Origin of the sequence: Streptomyces sp. 2A115 (assembly GCF_052245575.1) — a bacterium.
Classification (GTDB): domain Bacteria; phylum Actinomycetota; class Actinomycetes; order Streptomycetales; family Streptomycetaceae; genus Streptomyces.
Window position 1 is genome coordinate 38,225 of record NZ_JBQQCG010000016.1, and the last position, 14,715, is coordinate 52,939.

General features: G+C 70.0%; 16 protein-coding genes and 2 pseudogenes. 10 read left to right on the top strand and 8 right to left on the bottom strand.

What is annotated here, in order from left to right; all coding sequences use genetic code 11:
• Positions 1–90: 90 nt before the first annotated feature.
• Positions 91–354: a hypothetical protein gene (locus ACTWQR_RS16370; protein WP_443227791.1), complete on the top strand. Its 264-nt coding sequence runs from the start codon at positions 91–93 to the stop codon at positions 352–354.
• A 70-nt stretch (positions 355–424) separates the two neighbouring features.
• Here ACTWQR_RS16370 and ACTWQR_RS16375 read toward each other — a convergent pair whose 3' ends face one another.
• Together ACTWQR_RS16375 and ACTWQR_RS16380 are read right to left on the bottom strand one after the other, a co-directional pair.
• Positions 425–1,396 (bottom strand): SDR family NAD(P)-dependent oxidoreductase, encoded by a 972-nt coding sequence (locus ACTWQR_RS16375; RefSeq protein ID WP_443227792.1) that lies wholly within the window; start codon positions 1,394–1,396, stop codon positions 425–427.
• 334 nt (positions 1,397–1,730) lie between these two features.
• Positions 1,731–2,765, bottom strand: a complete 1,035-nt coding sequence (locus ACTWQR_RS16380) for a PHP domain-containing protein (RefSeq protein WP_443227793.1) — start codon at positions 2,763–2,765, stop codon at positions 1,731–1,733.
• Between the two features lie 197 nt (positions 2,766–2,962).
• On the opposite strand from ACTWQR_RS16380, the gene ACTWQR_RS16385 reads away from it, so the two are divergent.
• Entirely contained in the window at positions 2,963–3,199 is a 237-nt protein-coding gene (locus ACTWQR_RS16385; protein WP_443227794.1) for a hypothetical protein, read from the top strand.
• Between the two features lie 286 nt (positions 3,200–3,485).
• Here ACTWQR_RS16385 and ACTWQR_RS16390 read toward each other — a convergent pair.
• Together ACTWQR_RS16390 and ACTWQR_RS16395 are read right to left on the bottom strand one after the other, a co-directional pair.
• A pseudogene (locus ACTWQR_RS16390) lies at positions 3,486–4,346 on the bottom strand (glycoside hydrolase family 16 protein); the annotation flags it as partial.
• Positions 4,347–4,499: 153 nt separating this feature from the next.
• On the bottom strand, positions 4,500–5,090 hold the full coding sequence (locus ACTWQR_RS16395) for a VanZ family protein (RefSeq protein ID WP_443227795.1): 591 nt from the start codon (positions 5,088–5,090) through the stop codon (positions 4,500–4,502).
• A gap of 260 nt (positions 5,091–5,350) precedes the next feature.
• On the opposite strand from ACTWQR_RS16395, the gene ACTWQR_RS16400 reads away from it, so the two are divergent.
• From ACTWQR_RS16400 to ACTWQR_RS16425, 6 genes are read left to right on the top strand one after another with little or no spacing between them, the layout of a single operon-like run.
• Positions 5,351–5,536, top strand: a complete 186-nt coding sequence (locus tag ACTWQR_RS16400; RefSeq protein WP_443227796.1) for a hypothetical protein — start codon at positions 5,351–5,353, stop codon at positions 5,534–5,536.
• Positions 5,533–5,991, top strand: a complete 459-nt coding sequence (locus ACTWQR_RS16405; RefSeq protein WP_443227797.1) for an MrpF/PhaF family protein — start codon at positions 5,533–5,535, stop codon at positions 5,989–5,991. The genes ACTWQR_RS16400 and ACTWQR_RS16405 overlap by 4 nt, the downstream gene beginning before the upstream one ends.
• Entirely contained in the window at positions 5,984–6,244 is a 261-nt protein-coding gene (locus ACTWQR_RS16410; RefSeq protein WP_443227798.1) for a Na(+)/H(+) antiporter subunit B, read from the top strand. Before ACTWQR_RS16405 ends, ACTWQR_RS16410 begins: the two co-directional genes overlap by 8 nt.
• On the top strand, positions 6,241–6,978 hold the full coding sequence (locus ACTWQR_RS16415; protein ID WP_443227799.1) for an MnhB domain-containing protein: 738 nt from the start codon (positions 6,241–6,243) through the stop codon (positions 6,976–6,978). The genes ACTWQR_RS16410 and ACTWQR_RS16415 overlap by 4 nt, the downstream gene beginning before the upstream one ends.
• Before the next feature lie 51 nt (positions 6,979–7,029).
• Positions 7,030–7,377, top strand: coding sequence for a sodium:proton antiporter (locus ACTWQR_RS16420; RefSeq protein WP_443227800.1), 348 nt, complete (start codon positions 7,030–7,032; stop codon positions 7,375–7,377).
• Positions 7,377–9,155, top strand: a complete 1,779-nt coding sequence (locus ACTWQR_RS16425) for a complex I subunit 5 family protein (RefSeq protein WP_443227801.1) — start codon at positions 7,377–7,379, stop codon at positions 9,153–9,155. Before ACTWQR_RS16420 ends, ACTWQR_RS16425 begins: the two co-directional genes overlap by 1 nt.
• A 94-nt stretch (positions 9,156–9,249) precedes the next feature.
• On the opposite strand, the gene ACTWQR_RS16430 is transcribed toward ACTWQR_RS16425, so the two are convergent.
• Positions 9,250–9,900 (bottom strand): DUF4230 domain-containing protein, encoded by a 651-nt coding sequence (locus ACTWQR_RS16430; protein WP_443227802.1) that lies wholly within the window; start codon positions 9,898–9,900, stop codon positions 9,250–9,252.
• A 123-nt stretch (positions 9,901–10,023) separates the two neighbouring features.
• Positions 10,024–10,421 (bottom strand): annotated as a pseudogene (locus ACTWQR_RS16435) (GTP-binding protein); the annotation flags it as partial.
• Between the two features lie 303 nt (positions 10,422–10,724).
• Between ACTWQR_RS16435 and tuf the strand changes: the two are divergent.
• Positions 10,725–11,918 carry an elongation factor Tu gene (tuf, locus tag ACTWQR_RS16440; RefSeq protein ID WP_443227803.1) on the top strand — a complete coding sequence of 398 codons (1,194 nt, stop codon included), beginning with the start codon at positions 10,725–10,727 and terminating at the stop codon, positions 11,916–11,918.
• An 85-nt stretch (positions 11,919–12,003) separates the two neighbouring features.
• On the opposite strand, the gene ACTWQR_RS16445 is transcribed toward tuf, so the two are convergent.
• Positions 12,004–12,384, bottom strand: a complete 381-nt coding sequence (locus tag ACTWQR_RS16445; RefSeq protein WP_443227804.1) for an anti-sigma factor antagonist — start codon at positions 12,382–12,384, stop codon at positions 12,004–12,006.
• A 292-nt stretch (positions 12,385–12,676) separates the two neighbouring features.
• On the bottom strand, positions 12,677–13,105 hold the full coding sequence (locus ACTWQR_RS16450; protein WP_443227805.1) for a MarR family winged helix-turn-helix transcriptional regulator: 429 nt from the start codon (positions 13,103–13,105) through the stop codon (positions 12,677–12,679).
• Positions 13,106–13,219: 114 nt separating this feature from the next.
• Between ACTWQR_RS16450 and ACTWQR_RS16455 the strand changes: the two genes are divergently transcribed.
• Entirely contained in the window at positions 13,220–14,677 is a 1,458-nt protein-coding gene (locus ACTWQR_RS16455) for an aldehyde dehydrogenase family protein (protein WP_443227806.1), read from the top strand.
• Positions 14,678–14,715 lie beyond the last annotated feature (38 nt).

The following is a 14,715-nucleotide window of genomic DNA, read 5'->3' on the forward strand; positions in this document are numbered from 1 at the left end:
GGTTTCGGCGCTCGCGGTGTCAGGTACTCGCACCAGTTCGGCGAGGAGTTTCACCCGAGGAGTTCCGCGCGACGAGGAGGGGAGCACGCCGTGACCGAACACCGTGAGGAGAGGCCCGAGGAGAACGGTGGCCCCGTACCTCGGGACCTGCCGGACCAGCAGGTCCAGGAGAGCGACGACCACTGGGACGTCACCCCCGCCGATCCGAAGCGGCGTGAGGACACCGACGAGGACGTGACGGATCCGGACACCGACGTCCCCGACACCGACGAGGCGGGCACCGGCCGGCAGGGTGCCCCGCGCTCGGGCACCGTTCACCCTGAGCATCCCGGACCGGAGGAGTCGCCCGCCTGAACCGACGGGCCCGGACCGGCCCGAACCGCTCGCCGGACGCCACGAGTGACAGCGCTCGGGCCAACCACTCTCAGGCGAAGGCGTTGACCCCGGTGAGCTCCGCAGACAGGGCCCACAGGCGGGCGGCGGCCGCCGGGTCGATCGCGTAGTCCCGTACGCCGGGCAACATGTCGCCGAGCGACGCGTGTCCGGCCGGAGGGGGCTCGGCGATGTCGCAGTCCTCGCAGTAGACACCGCCCATGCCGTCGAGCTGGGATGAGGTGGCCGCCCACACCTGTGTCGCGGCGCCCTGCTCAGGGGTCTTGAAGCTGCCGCTCAGTGTGCCGTCCGCGTCGATCCAGCCAAGCTCGAGCATCTCCTCCCTGGAGACGTGGCGGACCAGTTCCGTTCGGATCTCGCCGGGGTGCAGTGAGAAGGCTCGTACTCCGGACTCCCGGCCGAGCCGGTCCAGGTGGACGGCGAACAGCACGTTGGCGGTCTTCGACTGGCCGTACGCCTGCCACTTGTCGTACGTGCCGTCCTCCCAGTGGGGGTCGTCCCACCGGATGTCCGAGAGGTGGTGGCCCCGGGACGACACGGAGACGACCCGGGCGCCGCCGGGCGCGAGAGCGGGCCAGAGCCGGTTGACGAGTGCGAAGTGACCCAGGTGGTTGGTCGCGAAGTGGTTCTCCCAGCCGGGGCCGACGCGGGTCTCCGGGCAGGCCATGATCCCAGCGCTGTTGATGAGGATGTCGATGGTGCGGTCCGAGGCGAGGAAACGCTGGGCGAAGCCGCGGACGCTGACGAGGTCGCTGAGGTCGAGTTCGTCGACCTCGACGCCTTCGATGCCGTCGACGGCCTTCTCGGCGACCTCGCGGCGGCGCGCCGGGACGATCACACGGGCACCCGCCTCGGCGAGGGCGTGCGTGGTCTCCAGGCCCAGCCCTGAGTAGCCGCCGGTCACGATCGCGAGCTTCCCGGAGAGGTCGTTCCCTCGCAGAACGTCGTCCGTGGTGCTCCGGCGGCCGAATCCAGAACCGATCTTGTGCTGTGCGGTGGTCATGCCGCTGACGCTACGAATTGAAGCGCTCTCGAAGTCAAACTCGGCCGAGGCCAAACTCGGCCGAGCGCGGCACATGGGAACGAGCGGGAACGCGAAAGGCCCCGACCGGACGGGGGAATCACGGTCGGGGCCGTCTGTGGGTGGCCACGGATGGCGGTCGCCTCTCGGCGATGTGCTCCACAGGGCTTCAGCCGAACGATCGTCCCTGTGGGCGTGAGGTGAGGCCCGGGGACACTGTCCCATCCGCACCCACGTCTGATTTAACGGGAAACCACTGGCGGGTGTTCCCAGGTCCGCAGCAGTGCCCCGTGAGGTGCGTCACGACCGGCGAGCCTCATCGACCGTGCACGCCGGACGGCGTCTCGCGATGCCGTGCCCAGGCCAGCAGCTCGTCCGCCGACCAGGTGGTGACCACCCGCTCCGGAGGCACTCCGCACTCCTCGGCCCGCGCACACCCGTACACCTGCCAGTCGAGCTGTCCGGGTGCGTGCGCGTCGGTGTCCACGGAGAACAGGAGGCCCGCCTCGACGGCCCGGCGCAGCAGCCGTCGCGGTGGATCGAGCCGTTCGGGACGGCTGTTGATCTCGAGGGCCGTCCCCGATTCGGCGCAGGCGGCGAAGACCGCGTCCGCGTCGAACTCCGATTCGGGCCGCCCGCGCCCTGTTATCAGCCGTCCTGTGCAGTGACCCAGCACGTCGGAGTGCGGATTGTGTACGGCGGCGACCATCCGGCGTGTCATCGCGGCCGCGTCCATACGCAGCTTGGAGTGCACGGACACCACCACGACATCGAGCCGGTCCAGCAACTCCGGATCCTGGTCCAGCGAGCCGTCGTCGAGAATGTCGCACTCGATGCCGGTGAGCAGCCGAAAGGGAGCCCAGCGTGCGTTGAGCTCCGCGACGACGCCGAGCTGCTCCCTGAGCCGCTCGGCGGACAGCCCGCGCGCCACCGTGAGGCGCGGTGAGTGGTCGGTGAGCACCGCCCACTCGTGCCCGAGCCGCGCCGCCGTCCGGCCCATGTCCTCGATGGGGCTGCCGCCGTCCGACCAGTCCGAGTGCAGGTGGCAGTCGCCGCGCAGCAGCGCCCGCAGCTCCTCGCCGTGGACCTGGCGGCCCGCGGCCTCCCCTTCCAGCTTCTCCAGATAGCCCGGCACCTGTCCGGCCAGCGCCTCGCGCACCACCTGAGCGGTCTTCGGTCCGATGCCCTTCAGCGACTCCAGCGACCCCTCGGCCGTCCGCCGCGCCACCTCGTCGGCGGGCAGCGCCGTGACCGCGTCCGCCGCCGTGCGGAACGCCCGTACGCGATACGTGGGGGCCAGGGACCGCTCCAGCAGGAACGCGATCCGGTCCAGGGCCTCGACCGGGTCCATGCCTCCAGCGTCGCGCAGCCCGCTCCGGCCCGCACGGCGGCCACGGCCCGCACGGCAGCCACCGGGGCCTCGCTGTGCCACCATGAAGTGCGAACCTCGTTCGGACGCCGGCCACGTCGGCGTCACCGAGTGCCACGACGACCGACCTTGCCGCCCGGCAGGCATACCGGCGGCACACGTGTGGAACCGGTGGGAACATGACCGAAAGCGCAAGCCCCCGCATCTCGCACCCGCGGATCACGGTGCTGGGCGTCCAGCCCGCCGATCCGCCCTTCCGTATCGTGGAGATCGACGGTGACGTCGTCGGCGAGGCCAGGAGCTTCACGGACGTCCTGACGGCCGCCGCGGCATACGGCATCCCGGTGCACGACGCCGACGACCCGGAAGTGGTCCGCTGGGTCGGCGGCGACAAGCTCACCTGGTATCCCCGCTGAGCGCTCCGCCGGCAGAACGGTGCTGGTGTGTCGATATGCGGGGCTCCGCCGCGTGCGCGGGCGGTGGGGGCTGGTCGCTCCCCCGCTCTCGGCTACTCCCCCGCTCTCGGCTACTCCCCCACTCTCGGCTTCGCTCGAGCGGGGACCCCATGAGCGGGGGACCCCATCGCGGCGGAGCCGCGGGACGGAGCCCGGCCGGGCTGGACCCGGCCGGGCTCCGGGGCCGACCTCCCGCGTCGGCCGTCCGGGCGTCCCGCGTCGGCAAGCCGTTTCTTCCTCCTCAGCCGCTCGTCGTCACCTTCACCTCGTCGACGACCAGCTGCTGCGGGAACACGGTCGAGCCGTCCGGGTCGCCCGGCCAGTAGCCGCCCACCGCGAGATTGAGGATCAGGAAGAACGGCTTGTTGAACACCCACTGCCTGCCGCCGAGATCGGCGGGCGTGCGCCGCTGGTAGACCGTGCCGTCCACGGACCAGGTGATCGCGTCGGGCGTCCAGTCGACGGCGAAGGTGTGGAAGGCGTCCGCGAAGGCCTGGCCGCCGGGCAGCGAGTAGGCGGCGCCGATGCCGCCCGTGCCGGAGTACCCCGGCCCGTGCAGGGTGCCGTGCACCGTCGAGGGCTCGAAGCCGACGTTCTCCATGACGTCGATCTCGCCCGAGTTCGGCCAGCCGACCTGCCCGATGTCGTTGCCGAGCATCCAGAAGGCGGGCCACATGCCCTGTCCGCGCGGCACCTTCAGCCGGGCCTCGACCCGTCCGTAGGTCGTGGTGAACCTGCCCGCGGTGTTGAGACGGGCCGAGGTGTACTCACAACGCCCGTACCAGCACTGGTAGTTGTTCGGGTTCTCGCGGCGGGCCGTGATCACCAGACGGCCCTGGCCGTCCAGGACCGCGTTGTTGGTGCCGGGCGTGTAGTACTGCCGCTCGTGGTTGTTGACGTTGTCGCCGGTCTCGATCTGCCATTTCGAGGAGTCGACGGCCGAACCGGCGGGCCCGTCGAAGGTGTCGGAGAACGTCACGGCCGCGGCGGCCCCGGGCTCGGGATCGGCCCGCGCGGGAGCGACGGCGGCGGACGCGAGGAGTGACGCGAGGAGTGCGGCTGACAGGACGGTGCAGAGGCGTCTGCGGAGCGGACGTGGGGAATCCACGACTCTCCCTTCCGTATGGCGATCCCGGTGGGGGACGGGCCGACTGAGGTAGGGGGTGCGCGCTTCGCCTCTTGATTTAAGTAGTGAGGTAACGGGGCGTCAAGAGTTTGGTACGGACCAATGGCCCCGGGGTGCGGAAGGCCCCGTGTGCCTTCATCGCTTCCGGCGGGGCTCCCGCGGATGCACCGCACGGTTCAGTCGTCGGCCCAGGAGCAGGTAACCGACCAGCGCCCCCGTGGTGTTGAGGATGACGTCGTCGACGTCGAAGGCGCGCCCGGTGACCAACGCACCCTGAACCAGCTCGACCATCAGCATCACCGCCGCGGTCAGCAGGAGCACCCGCAGAATCCCGCGCGCCCCGGGAACGAGCACGGGCAGCAGCAACCCGAAGGGGATGCCCAGCAGCAGGTTGCCGCCGATCTGCTTGGCCGCGTCGCGCAGTTCGGGCTGGTCGAGATAGGCGCGCAGGGAACGGCCCGGGTGCAGATTGCTGTGCGTCAGCGACTCGGAGGCCGGCGACGGCTGCAGCGTGAGCTGGGCGAGCGCCGCCGCGAACGCCACCATCGCCGCGAAAGCGCACAGCATCACCAGCAGCCGTACGAGAAAGGGGAGCTTTTTGGGGCCGGAGTCCGACTTCGGGCGGGAGTCCGACTTCGCGGACCCAGGACGTGACTTCTTGGACTGGGAGTGCGAGGTGGAGGAGGAGCGTAGTGCGGTACGTGGACGTAACACTGTGCGGGCCATTCAACCCTCCAGTTTTCAACTGACGTCCGGTTAAGGGCGATTACCCCCGGGAGAGGCCGACGATGCGGCCGACGCCAAGTTCGGGACGTGTGATGTTCACGGGACCCGAGTGGTCTGTCCCCGCCGAGGGCGGCCCGGTTTCCCTTCGGGCTACCGGGGCACTTCGGGCAGATACCCGTCGCGCGCCGCCGTCGGACGGTCTCGGGCGATGGTGGATGATGTCGTGGATATGCAGGTCAAATGGGGTGAAAGGTGACGTGATGGTCGGGCGTGCGACGCTCTTCCGTGCTTTGCTCGAAGTCCTGGGCTGGTGGGCCGCGTTGGCCGTCCTCTGGCTGATGTTCATCAGCGCGGTCGACACCCTGGAACTGGCGGTCGGAGCGGCCGCCTCCCTCCTCGGGGCGATCGCGGCGAGCGCCGCCCGACGGGCGGTGGGCGCGCGATGAACGGTTGGACCGTCACGGCGACGGTCGCGCTCGGCGGGGGCGGCGCGGCCGCGGTGTGGGGCGTGTCCACGGGCCCGCTGCGACGCCGGGCCGTGGCGCAGAACCTGTCCACGACGGTGGTCTGCGCCGGCCTCCTGCTGCTCGCCCAGGGTTACGCCAGGCCGTCGTACGTGGATGTCGCGCTGGTCCTCGCCCTCCTCGGCCCCATCGGAACCCTCGTCTTCGCCCGCCTGCTCGCCGAGGATCTGGACGAGGACCCGCCGCGCGCCCAGGTGCTCACCTGGGCGACCGCGGGCTTCGGCGCGGCGGTCGTGCTGGCCGTGTGCGTGGCCACCGGGCCGGGGCGGGCCATGGTCAAGCTCCTGGTCACCGGAGTGCTGCTGATCTGCGGGAACCTCGTCGCGTCCCGGGCCCTGTCCCACGGCATGCCGACGGGCGAGGAGCGCCATGGATGACGCTCTCATCACCGTCGCCCTGCTGCTGGTCGCCGCCACCGCCACCGCGGCAGTGGTGACACGCGATCCCGTGCACCAGGCCCTCGTACTCGCCGTCCTCGGCGTGGCGCTGGCCCTGCTGTTCACCGTGCTCCAGGCCCCCGACGTGGCCCTCTCGCAGCTCGCGGTCGGCTCGGCCCTGACCCCGCTGTTGCTGCTGCTCTCCGTACGCAAGGTGAGGCGACGCCGGCAGCGGAAGGGACGCACGGAGTGAGCAGGCGCGTACGGCTCTGGATCCTGGGCGTCGGCGGAGGGGGCCTCGCGGCGCTCCTCGTCGCCGCCTGTCTGCGGATGCCCGACTTCGGCGGCGACCGGCACCCGTACGGGGACCGGGCGGTACGCACATCCCTGGCTCAGCGGACCGCCAACACGGTGTCGTCCGTCAACTTCGACCAGCGCGCCTTCGACACGATGGGCGAGATGGCCATCCTCTTCGCGGCGGTCCTCGGCACTGTCGTCCTGCTGCGGCAGACCCGCGACGAACACCGCGCGCAACCCGCGCCCGCCCATGTCGCCCCTCAGGTACGGCGCTACGCGCTCCTCACCCTCCCCGTCGCCCTCCTCACCGGCCTCTACGTCATCGCCCACGGACAACTCAGCGCCGGCGGCGGCTTCCAGGGCGGTGTGGTCGCGGCGACCGCCCTGCACCTGCTGTATCTCGGCGCCGACTACGGCGCCCTGGAGCGCATCCGGCCGGTCGGCCTGTACGAGGTCGGCGACGCGCTCGGCGTGTCCGCGTACCTCGTGCTGGGGCTTGCGGGCGTGCTGGCCGGGACGGCGTTCCTCGCCAACACGCTGCTCCCGCACGGCACGTTCAACACGCTGTCGTCCGGCGGAGCCGTCCCGCTGCTGAACGCGGCCATCGGCATGGAGGTCGCCTGCGCGGCCGTCGTGCTGCTCGCCCGATTCCTGGACCAGGCCGTCGAGATCGAGGAGAGCGGGAAGTGAGCCGCCCGTCGAGAGGGCCGAGAACCGAGAGCGGGGAGTGAGCCGACCGTGATGTCCGTACTGCCCTACCTGATCGCCGCGTGGATCTTCCTCGTCGGCTGCTACGGCCTCGCCACCAGCAGGAACCTGATCCACGCAGTCGGCTGCCTGACGGTCTGCCAGGCGGCCACCTACGTCCTGCTGCTGGCAGTGGGCTACCGCGACGGCGCCACCGCCCCGGTCTACTCCGACATCGAACCCGGCTCGCGGCCCGTCGTGGACCCGGTCGTGCAGGCGCTGGCCCTCACCGACGTGGTCGTCGGCGCCACCGTCACGGCCCTGCTGCTCGCCCTCGTTCTACAGGTCGCCAAACGCCACGGCACGGTCGACCCGGACGAACTCTCCGAGCTGCGTGGCTGATGGACCACCCGAACCATCTGCTGCCGCTGCTCGTCGTCGTACCGCTGCTGGGCGCCGCCCTCCTCGTCGCCGGAGGCCGCCGGCTCCCGCGCCCGGTGGCCGAGACGGCGGGCTGCGTCGTCTCCGGGGCCACGGCGGGCCTCGCCATCTTTCTCGCGCTCCAGTCCTCGCCGCCCATGGTCGAGTGGGTCGGCGACTGGGTGCCCCGCGACGGCGTCAGCGTGGGGATCATGCTGATCGGGGACGGGCCGGGGCTCGGGATGGCCGCGCTCGCCTCCCTGCTGACGCTGGCGGCACTCGCGTACTCCTGGCGCTACTTCGACGAGCCGCCGCGCCGCCACGCGGGCTCCTTCCCGGCCCTGATGCTGCTCTTCCAGGGAGGCATGTGCGGCTTCGCGATCGCCGGGGACCTCTTCAACGCGTTCGTCTTCTTCGAGCTGATGAGCGTCGTGGCGTACGCGCTGACGGGACACCGGGTCGAGGAGGCCAGGGCGGTACAGGGCGCGCTGACGTTCGGTGTGGTCAACTCCCTCGGCGCCTATGCCATGTTGATGGGCATCGTGCTGCTGTACGCACGCACCGGCGAGCTCGCCATGTCGCAGATCGGGCGGCGGCTCGACGAGCACGGCCCGCCCGACGCGCTGGTCCTCACCGCCTTCGTGCTCGTCCTGACCGGGCTGCTGGTCAAGGCCGCCGCCGTGCCCTTCCACTTCTGGCTGCCGGACGCGCACGCGGTCGCACCGACACCGGTGTGCATGCTGCTGTCCGGCGTGATGGTCGAACTCGGTGTCTACGGGGTCTGGCGCGTGTACGGGGACGTCTTCGCGGGGCCGGGCGGCATCCCGGCGGCGGACCTGGAGCGCGCGCTGGTGGTGCTCGGCGCACTGACCGGCGTGGTCGGGGCCGTGCTGTGCTGGTGCCAGCGGCACATCAAGCGGCTGCTGGCGTACTCGACGGTCGCCCACGTAGGGCTGTTCCTCATCGGAATCGGCGTGCTCAAGCCGGAGGGCGACGGCGGCGTCGCGCTCTACATCCTCGGCCACGCCGGAGTGAAGGCCGCCCTCTTTGCCTGTACGGGCATCCTCCTCGACCGGTACGGCAGCGTCGACGAACACGCGCTGCACGGGCGCGCCCGGAAGACGCGCGGGGTCGCGGTGCTCTTCGGAGTGGGTGCGCTGGGGCTCGCCGGACTGCCTCCGTTCGGGACCGGGCTGGGCAAGGCGCTCACCGAGGAAGCGGTGGGGCCTGCCCTGACCGTGCTGTTCGTGGCCGTGTCGACGGTGACGGCGGGTGCGGTGCTGCGGGTCGGCGCGCGGGTGTTCCTCGGCCTCGGGCCGAAACCGGAGGAGGACGTCTCCGAAGAGCACTACGAGACGACCGGCGCCGGCGAACGCCCCGAGACCCGGCGGCGGCTGACGCGCGTACCGGACACCATGACGGCCGTGCCCGCGGTGCTGCTCGCCGCCGCGCTCGCCGTCGGCGTGGCCCCCGGCTTCGCCACCGTGGTCGACCACTCGGTGAGCGAGGCCGGATCCGGCGGGGCGTTCACCTCGCCCCACTGGACCACGGCCGGAGTGCTTCTCGGCCTCACGTCGACACTCCTGGCCGTGGTCCTCGCCGCGCTGGCCGTCACCCGAGCGAAGAGCCTGCTCGGCGAGGCCTGGACCGGACCGCTGCGGCGGCTCCAGTCCGGGCACATCGGCGACTACGTGGCATGGCTGCTCGCGGGCGCCGCCCTGCTCGGAGCGCTGGCGCTTCCCGGCATCATCGCCGGGTGAGGTTGGTGAGGTTGGTGAGGTTGGTGAGGTTGGGGTGAGGTGGTGAGTCGGGTGAGGCGAGGTGGGCGGTGACGTCGCTCGAGCCGGTCGAGGCTCAGGTCCCGTACGTCACCTGTACGTTCTTGAAGCCCAGGGAGCCCAGCAGTCCTTTGAGCATGCTGGTGGTGTTCTCCTCGGCGCGGGCGGTCAGTTGACTGTCTTTCGCGGCGTCGCCTATGTGGCGTGCGGCGAGCCGCTGGACCGCGCGCTCGTCGTTCGGGTTGTCGGAGAAGATGTCGCCGAGCCGGTCGAGGAGGCCGCGCTGCTTGGAAACGGCGTAGGACTGGTCGGGGTCGAGCGCGGGCTTGCCCAGTGCGGCGTGGGGGAGCCTGAGCGTGGCCGACGTGCGGTCGTCGTTGACCGTCACGTCCTTCTCGCCGATCTTTCCGAGGTCGACATAGGCGTCCACGGTGCCCGCGCCCACGTACAGGGTGCGGGTGCCGCGAACCGCGTCCGGCAGGTACTGGGTGTCCTTCTCGAGATCCACCACCACCTGGAAGTTGCCCGAGGCGGCGTCGTAACGGCTGATGTCCTGGATGGACTTGAGGAGTGTGGGTCCCGACCGGTCGTAGGTGTCCTCGCGGAACACGTCGCGCAGCCCGGGCAGCAGGCTCAGGCGCAGCCCGGCGAGGAGCACCACCAGAACCAGCACGACCGCACTCAAGACCTTCGCCCATCCGGGCAGGCGCTTCAGGGACGTCGTCATGTGGAACGTCCTCCTTCCCCTTATCTAATGCCCTTCAAATCCCTTGTCAGACCGCTTTGTTGGGCGATTTAGGGCGATGCTGGGGCCTTTGGGGGACGTGGGGTTCGGCGGTCTGCAGTTGTTCAGCCGAAGCTGCCGGAGCGTCCTCGTCGGAACGCGGGTCTGGGTCCGCGCACCCTCCACGGCGGGCAGCAGCAGCACCGCGCCGTCGAGGACCTCCAGGCGCGTTCGACCTCCGCGATGGCGTCGAAGTGCCCGGGAGTGTCGATGAGGTTGATCTGGACGCCGCCGACAGTGAAGGCGGCGACGGCCGAGCGGATGGTGATCCCGCGCCGCCGCTCGATCGCGCCGTCGTCCGTGCGGGTGTCGCCGGCGTCCTCGCTGCCGAGCCGGTCGATGACGCCGGCGTCGAAGAGCAGCCGCTCGGTGAGTCTGGTCCTACCCGCGTCGACGTGAGTCAGGATGCCGACGTTCAGGGTGTTCGAGCTGCGCGGAGTGTGCGCGGTGTTCAGGGAACGCATGTGTGGTCGAGTCCTCGAGAACTGTCGTCCGATGGGGGCGAAGGGTTCCGAGGACTCGGCGCATTCCGTGCTCCTGAAGTCGGGAAGGGGGTACGAGCCCTTCATGGCGCGCTCGCAGCGGTGGGCCGCAACGGATTTTCCCCGCCGCGGCGCAACCTCGGTTTCCCGGCCGTGGACACGGCGGGCGAACGGCAGTACCGAATAGACCTAGCGAGACAGACCTGGCGAGACGAAGCGAACAGAACCAGCGACACGACCAAGCGGACCACGCTCATGTCACCCCCGTGATCAGGAGGGCTCGCAGTGGCCAAGGCGAAGTTCGAGCGGACCAAGCCGCATGTCAACATCGGCACGATCGGTCACATCGACCACGGCAAGACGACCCTCACGGCGGCCGTGACGAAGGTCTTGCACGACCGGTTCCCCGACCTCAATCCGTACACGCCGTTCGAGCAGATCGACAAGGCACCCGAGGAGCGCCAGCGCGGCATCACGATCTCGATCGCGCATGTCGAGTACCAGACGGAGCGGCGGCACTACGCGCACGTCGACTGCCCGGGGCACGCGGACTACATCAAGAACATGATCACCGGTGCGGCGCAGATGGACGGCGCCATCCTGGTGGTCGCCGCGACCGACGGCCCGATGCCGCAGACCAAGGAGCACGTTCTGCTCGCGCGCCAGGTCGGCGTCCCGTACATCGTCGTCGCCCTGAACAAGACCGACATGGTCGACGACGAGGAGATCCTCGAACTCGTCGAGCTCGAAGTGCGCGAGCTGCTCACCGAGTACGAGTTCCCGGGTGACGACGTCCCGGTCGTCAGGGTCTCCGCGCTCAAGGCCCTCGAAGGCGACGAGCGGTGGACCGGGTCGGTGCTCGAACTCCTCGCGGCCGTCGACGAGTTCGTCCCCGAGCCCGCACGCGATGTCGACCGGCCGTTCCTGATGCCGATCGAGGACGTCTTCACCATCACGGGCCGCGGCACGGTCGTCACCGGCCGCATCGAGCGCGGCGTGCTGAAGGTCAATCAGGAGGTCGACATCATCGGCATCCACGACGAGAAGACGAAGACGACGGTCACGGGCATCGAGATGTTCCGCAAACTGCTCGACGAGGGCCGGGCCGGGGAGAACGTCGGGCTGCTGCTGCGCGGGGTGAAGCGCGAGGACGTCCAGCGTGGGCAGGTCGTCATCCGGCCGGGCTCGGTGACCCCGCACACCGAGTTCGAGGCGAGGGCGTACATCCTGTCGAAGGACGAGGGCGGTCGGCACACGCCCTTCTTCCACAACTACCGGCCGCAGTTCTACTTCCGCACCACGGACGTCACGGGAGTGGTGACGCTGCCCAAGGGCACCGAGATGGTCATGCCGGGTGACAACACGACCATGCACGTCCAGCTGATCCAGCCGATCGCGATGGAGGAGGGGCTGAAGTTCGCGATCCGGGAGGGCGGCAGGACGGTCGGTGCCGGTCAGGTCACCAAGATCCTCAAATAGCCCCGGGCAAGCTCCTCGAGCAAGCCGCAGGGCGGTGTCTCCGAGTGGCCCCGGGGGCGAGATCCTTGATCAGCCCCTGGGGCCGTCATAAGGACCCCGAGGTGGTTTCGTGCTGTCCGAGGACCTCGTCCATGCTCGACAGCGCAGGCATGACCCCGTCGAGCCCGGTCACGCTGAGAATGCGCAGGGTCAGCGGATGGGTGCATACGAGGTGCAGCTGTCCGCCCTGCGCGAGGACCCGGCGGCGGGCCCGGTACAGCAGGCGCAGGCCCGAGCAGTCGAAGAAGTCGATGTTCCGCAGGTCGAGCACGACCTGGGCGGCCGCACGCCCCGTCGCCGCGTCCAGGACCGGGATGATGTCCAGCGCCGCGAGGATGTCGATCTCGCCGTGGAACTCCAGCACTGTGTGCCCGCGGTCCTGGCGGACGCGCAGGTGAGGAGAGAGGGGCGTGGAATCGTCGCCCACGACGACATCACCTCCAACAAGGTCACCGGGGGCCAGGGTGACGTCGTTCTGCGAGCGTAGACGCGGCACTGTGGCGCTGGAGGCCGCTAAACCGTTCCCCACCCAGCAAGTTACCCTCGATGGAGTGAATTTCAGCATGTTCGATTGACATATGTCTTCGATTTGCGGGGCGTGTCGCCTACCGGATTTCAGGGCAGCGCGTGGCCGCCTCGCGGCACAGTGCCTGCCGGGCCCGCGGGGCGGCGACTGCTGGGCCCCGCGGAGCGGCAGCTGCCGGGCCCGCAGGGCGGCCCTAGGACAGTGCCTGCCACGCCTTCGACAGTGCCTGCCGGAACTGGTCGGTCTGGTGCGCGGTGAGGTCCCGGACCATGCGCTCCTCGAGTTCCTGTACGGCCTCGGCGTGCTGTGCGAGCAGATCGCGGCCAGACTCGGTGAGGAGGATCAGGAGCTCGCGGCGGTTGTGCGGATTGCGCTCGCGGCGCACGAGGCCGCGGTTCTCCAGGGCCCGGACCACATCGGCCACGGACTGCGCGGTCACGAACGAGTCACGTGCGAGCTGTGCCGCGGACAGGCCGTCGTGCCGCTCCAGGACGGTGAGCGAGGTGTATTGCAGAGCTGTGATGCCCGCCGGTTTCAGCAAGTCGTCAAGGTGTGAGCGGACGACGAGTTCCACCTGCTTGACCATGTACAGGAGCGACGGGGGTGCCTTGGTGACGACCATGGGTTCAGCCTAGGGCATTGACAGGAAACCTGTCTGTAATGAGACTGCGAACCAACAGGAATCCTGTTGGTTGAAAACTTGGCGATCAAGACTGGCAAGGCTGAGGAGTGGGCAATGACGACCACCTTTGAGGGCGGGCCCGGGCAGCTGTTCATCGGTGGACAGTGGCGCGAGGCGGCCGACGGAGCGCGTACGGACGTGATCGATCCGTCCACCGGAGAGGTGGTCACGACCGTCGCGGAGGCATCCGCCTCCGACGTCGACGCGGCCGTCCGCGCCGCCCGCGAGGCGTTCGACAACGGCCCGTGGGCGAAGCTGAGCGGACGTGAGCGCGGCCGGGTGCTGCACCGCGTCTCGGAGCTGATCCGGGAGAACGCCGACGAGATCGCTGCTCTGGAGAGCCTCGACGTCGGCAAGCCGATCTCGCTGTGCCTCCCGGTGGACGTGCTGACCGCCGCCGACGAGTACGAGTACTGCGCGGCGCTCGCCCAGACCCTGGACGGGGCCACCCGCGACACTCCGTTGAACGCCCACGCGTACACGCGGCGCGGGCCGATCGGTGTGGTCGCGGCGATCACGCCGTTCAACTTCCCGCTGATCCTTTCCAGCTCGAAGCTCGCCCCCGCCCTCGCGGCCGGCAACGTCGTGGTGCACAAGCCCGCCGACGACACCCCGCTGAGCGCCCTCTACATGGCCCGGCTGCTCCAGAAGGCCGGTGTCCCGGACGGCGTCATCAACGTCGTCACCGGTGCCGGTCCGGTCGCCGGCGAGGCGCTCCTCAGGAATCCCGGCGTCGACAAGGTCGCCTTCACCGGGTCGACCGCGATCGGCAGGCACGCCGCGAGCGTGGCCGGCGAGGCGCTCAAGTCGGTCACGATGGAGCTGGGCGGCAACGCGGCCAACATCGTCTTCGAGGACGCCGACCTGGAGAAGGCGGTCGGCGCCGTCATCAAGGGCTTCGTCTTCAACACCGGCCAGTTCTGCATGGGCGGCCCGCGACTCCTCGTCGCGCGTCCCCTCTACGACACGGTGGTGGGCATCCTCGCCGACGCGGTCCCCGGTGTACCGATCGGCGATCCCCGGGACCCGGGGACCGTCATCGGGCCGATGGCGGGCGAGAAGCACGTACGCAAGGTCGAGGAGTACGTCGCCCTGGCCCGCAAGGAGGGCGGCCGTGTCGTCTGCGGCGGCGAGCGTCTGGACCTGAACGGGGGCTTCTACTACCAGCCCACGGTCATCGCGGGCCTGGCCAACGACTCCCGCGTGGTCCAGGAGGAGATCTTCGGGCCGGTCCTCACCGTGCAGCCCTTCGACTCCGAGGACGAGGCCGTCGAACTGGCCAACTCGACTCCGTACGGCCTGGCTTCGGGCCTCCAGACCACCGACCTGGCCCGCGCTCACCGCGTCGCCGACCGGCTCCAGGCGGGCATCGTATGGGTCAACGACTGGGCGATGCTCGACCCCGCGGTGCCGTTCGGCGGGGTCAAGGCATCCGGCTTCGGCCGCGAGTACGGGCCCGAGGCGCTGGCCTCCTACACCAAGGTCAAGTCGGTCGTCATCTCGCTCGACTGAGCTCGACCGAGCGTCCATCAGCATCAGCATCAGTCTCG

Excerpts from the sequence above, each read along its gene's own strand:
- ACTWQR_RS16375 (WP_443227792.1), bottom strand. The coding sequence starts at position 1,396 with ATGACCACCGCACAGCACAAGATCGGTTCTGGATTCGGCCGCCGGAGC.
- ACTWQR_RS16380 (WP_443227793.1), bottom strand. The coding sequence starts at position 2,765 with ATGGACCCGGTCGAGGCCCTGGACCGGATCGCGTTCCTGCTGGAGCGG.
- ACTWQR_RS16385 (WP_443227794.1), top strand. The coding sequence starts at position 2,963 with ATGACCGAAAGCGCAAGCCCCCGCATCTCGCACCCGCGGATCACGGTG.
- ACTWQR_RS16395 (WP_443227795.1), bottom strand. The coding sequence starts at position 5,090 with ATGGCCCGCACAGTGTTACGTCCACGTACCGCACTACGCTCCTCCTCC.
- ACTWQR_RS16400 (WP_443227796.1), top strand. The coding sequence starts at position 5,351 with ATGGTCGGGCGTGCGACGCTCTTCCGTGCTTTGCTCGAAGTCCTGGGC.
- ACTWQR_RS16405 (WP_443227797.1), top strand. The coding sequence starts at position 5,533 with ATGAACGGTTGGACCGTCACGGCGACGGTCGCGCTCGGCGGGGGCGGC.
- ACTWQR_RS16410 (WP_443227798.1), top strand. The coding sequence starts at position 5,984 with ATGGATGACGCTCTCATCACCGTCGCCCTGCTGCTGGTCGCCGCCACC.
- ACTWQR_RS16420 (WP_443227800.1), top strand. The coding sequence starts at position 7,030 with ATGTCCGTACTGCCCTACCTGATCGCCGCGTGGATCTTCCTCGTCGGC.
- ACTWQR_RS16425 (WP_443227801.1), top strand. The coding sequence starts at position 7,377 with ATGGACCACCCGAACCATCTGCTGCCGCTGCTCGTCGTCGTACCGCTG.
- ACTWQR_RS16430 (WP_443227802.1), bottom strand. The coding sequence starts at position 9,900 with ATGACGACGTCCCTGAAGCGCCTGCCCGGATGGGCGAAGGTCTTGAGT.
- ACTWQR_RS16450 (WP_443227805.1), bottom strand. The coding sequence starts at position 13,105 with ATGGTCGTCACCAAGGCACCCCCGTCGCTCCTGTACATGGTCAAGCAG.
- ACTWQR_RS16455 (WP_443227806.1), top strand. The coding sequence starts at position 13,220 with ATGACGACCACCTTTGAGGGCGGGCCCGGGCAGCTGTTCATCGGTGGA.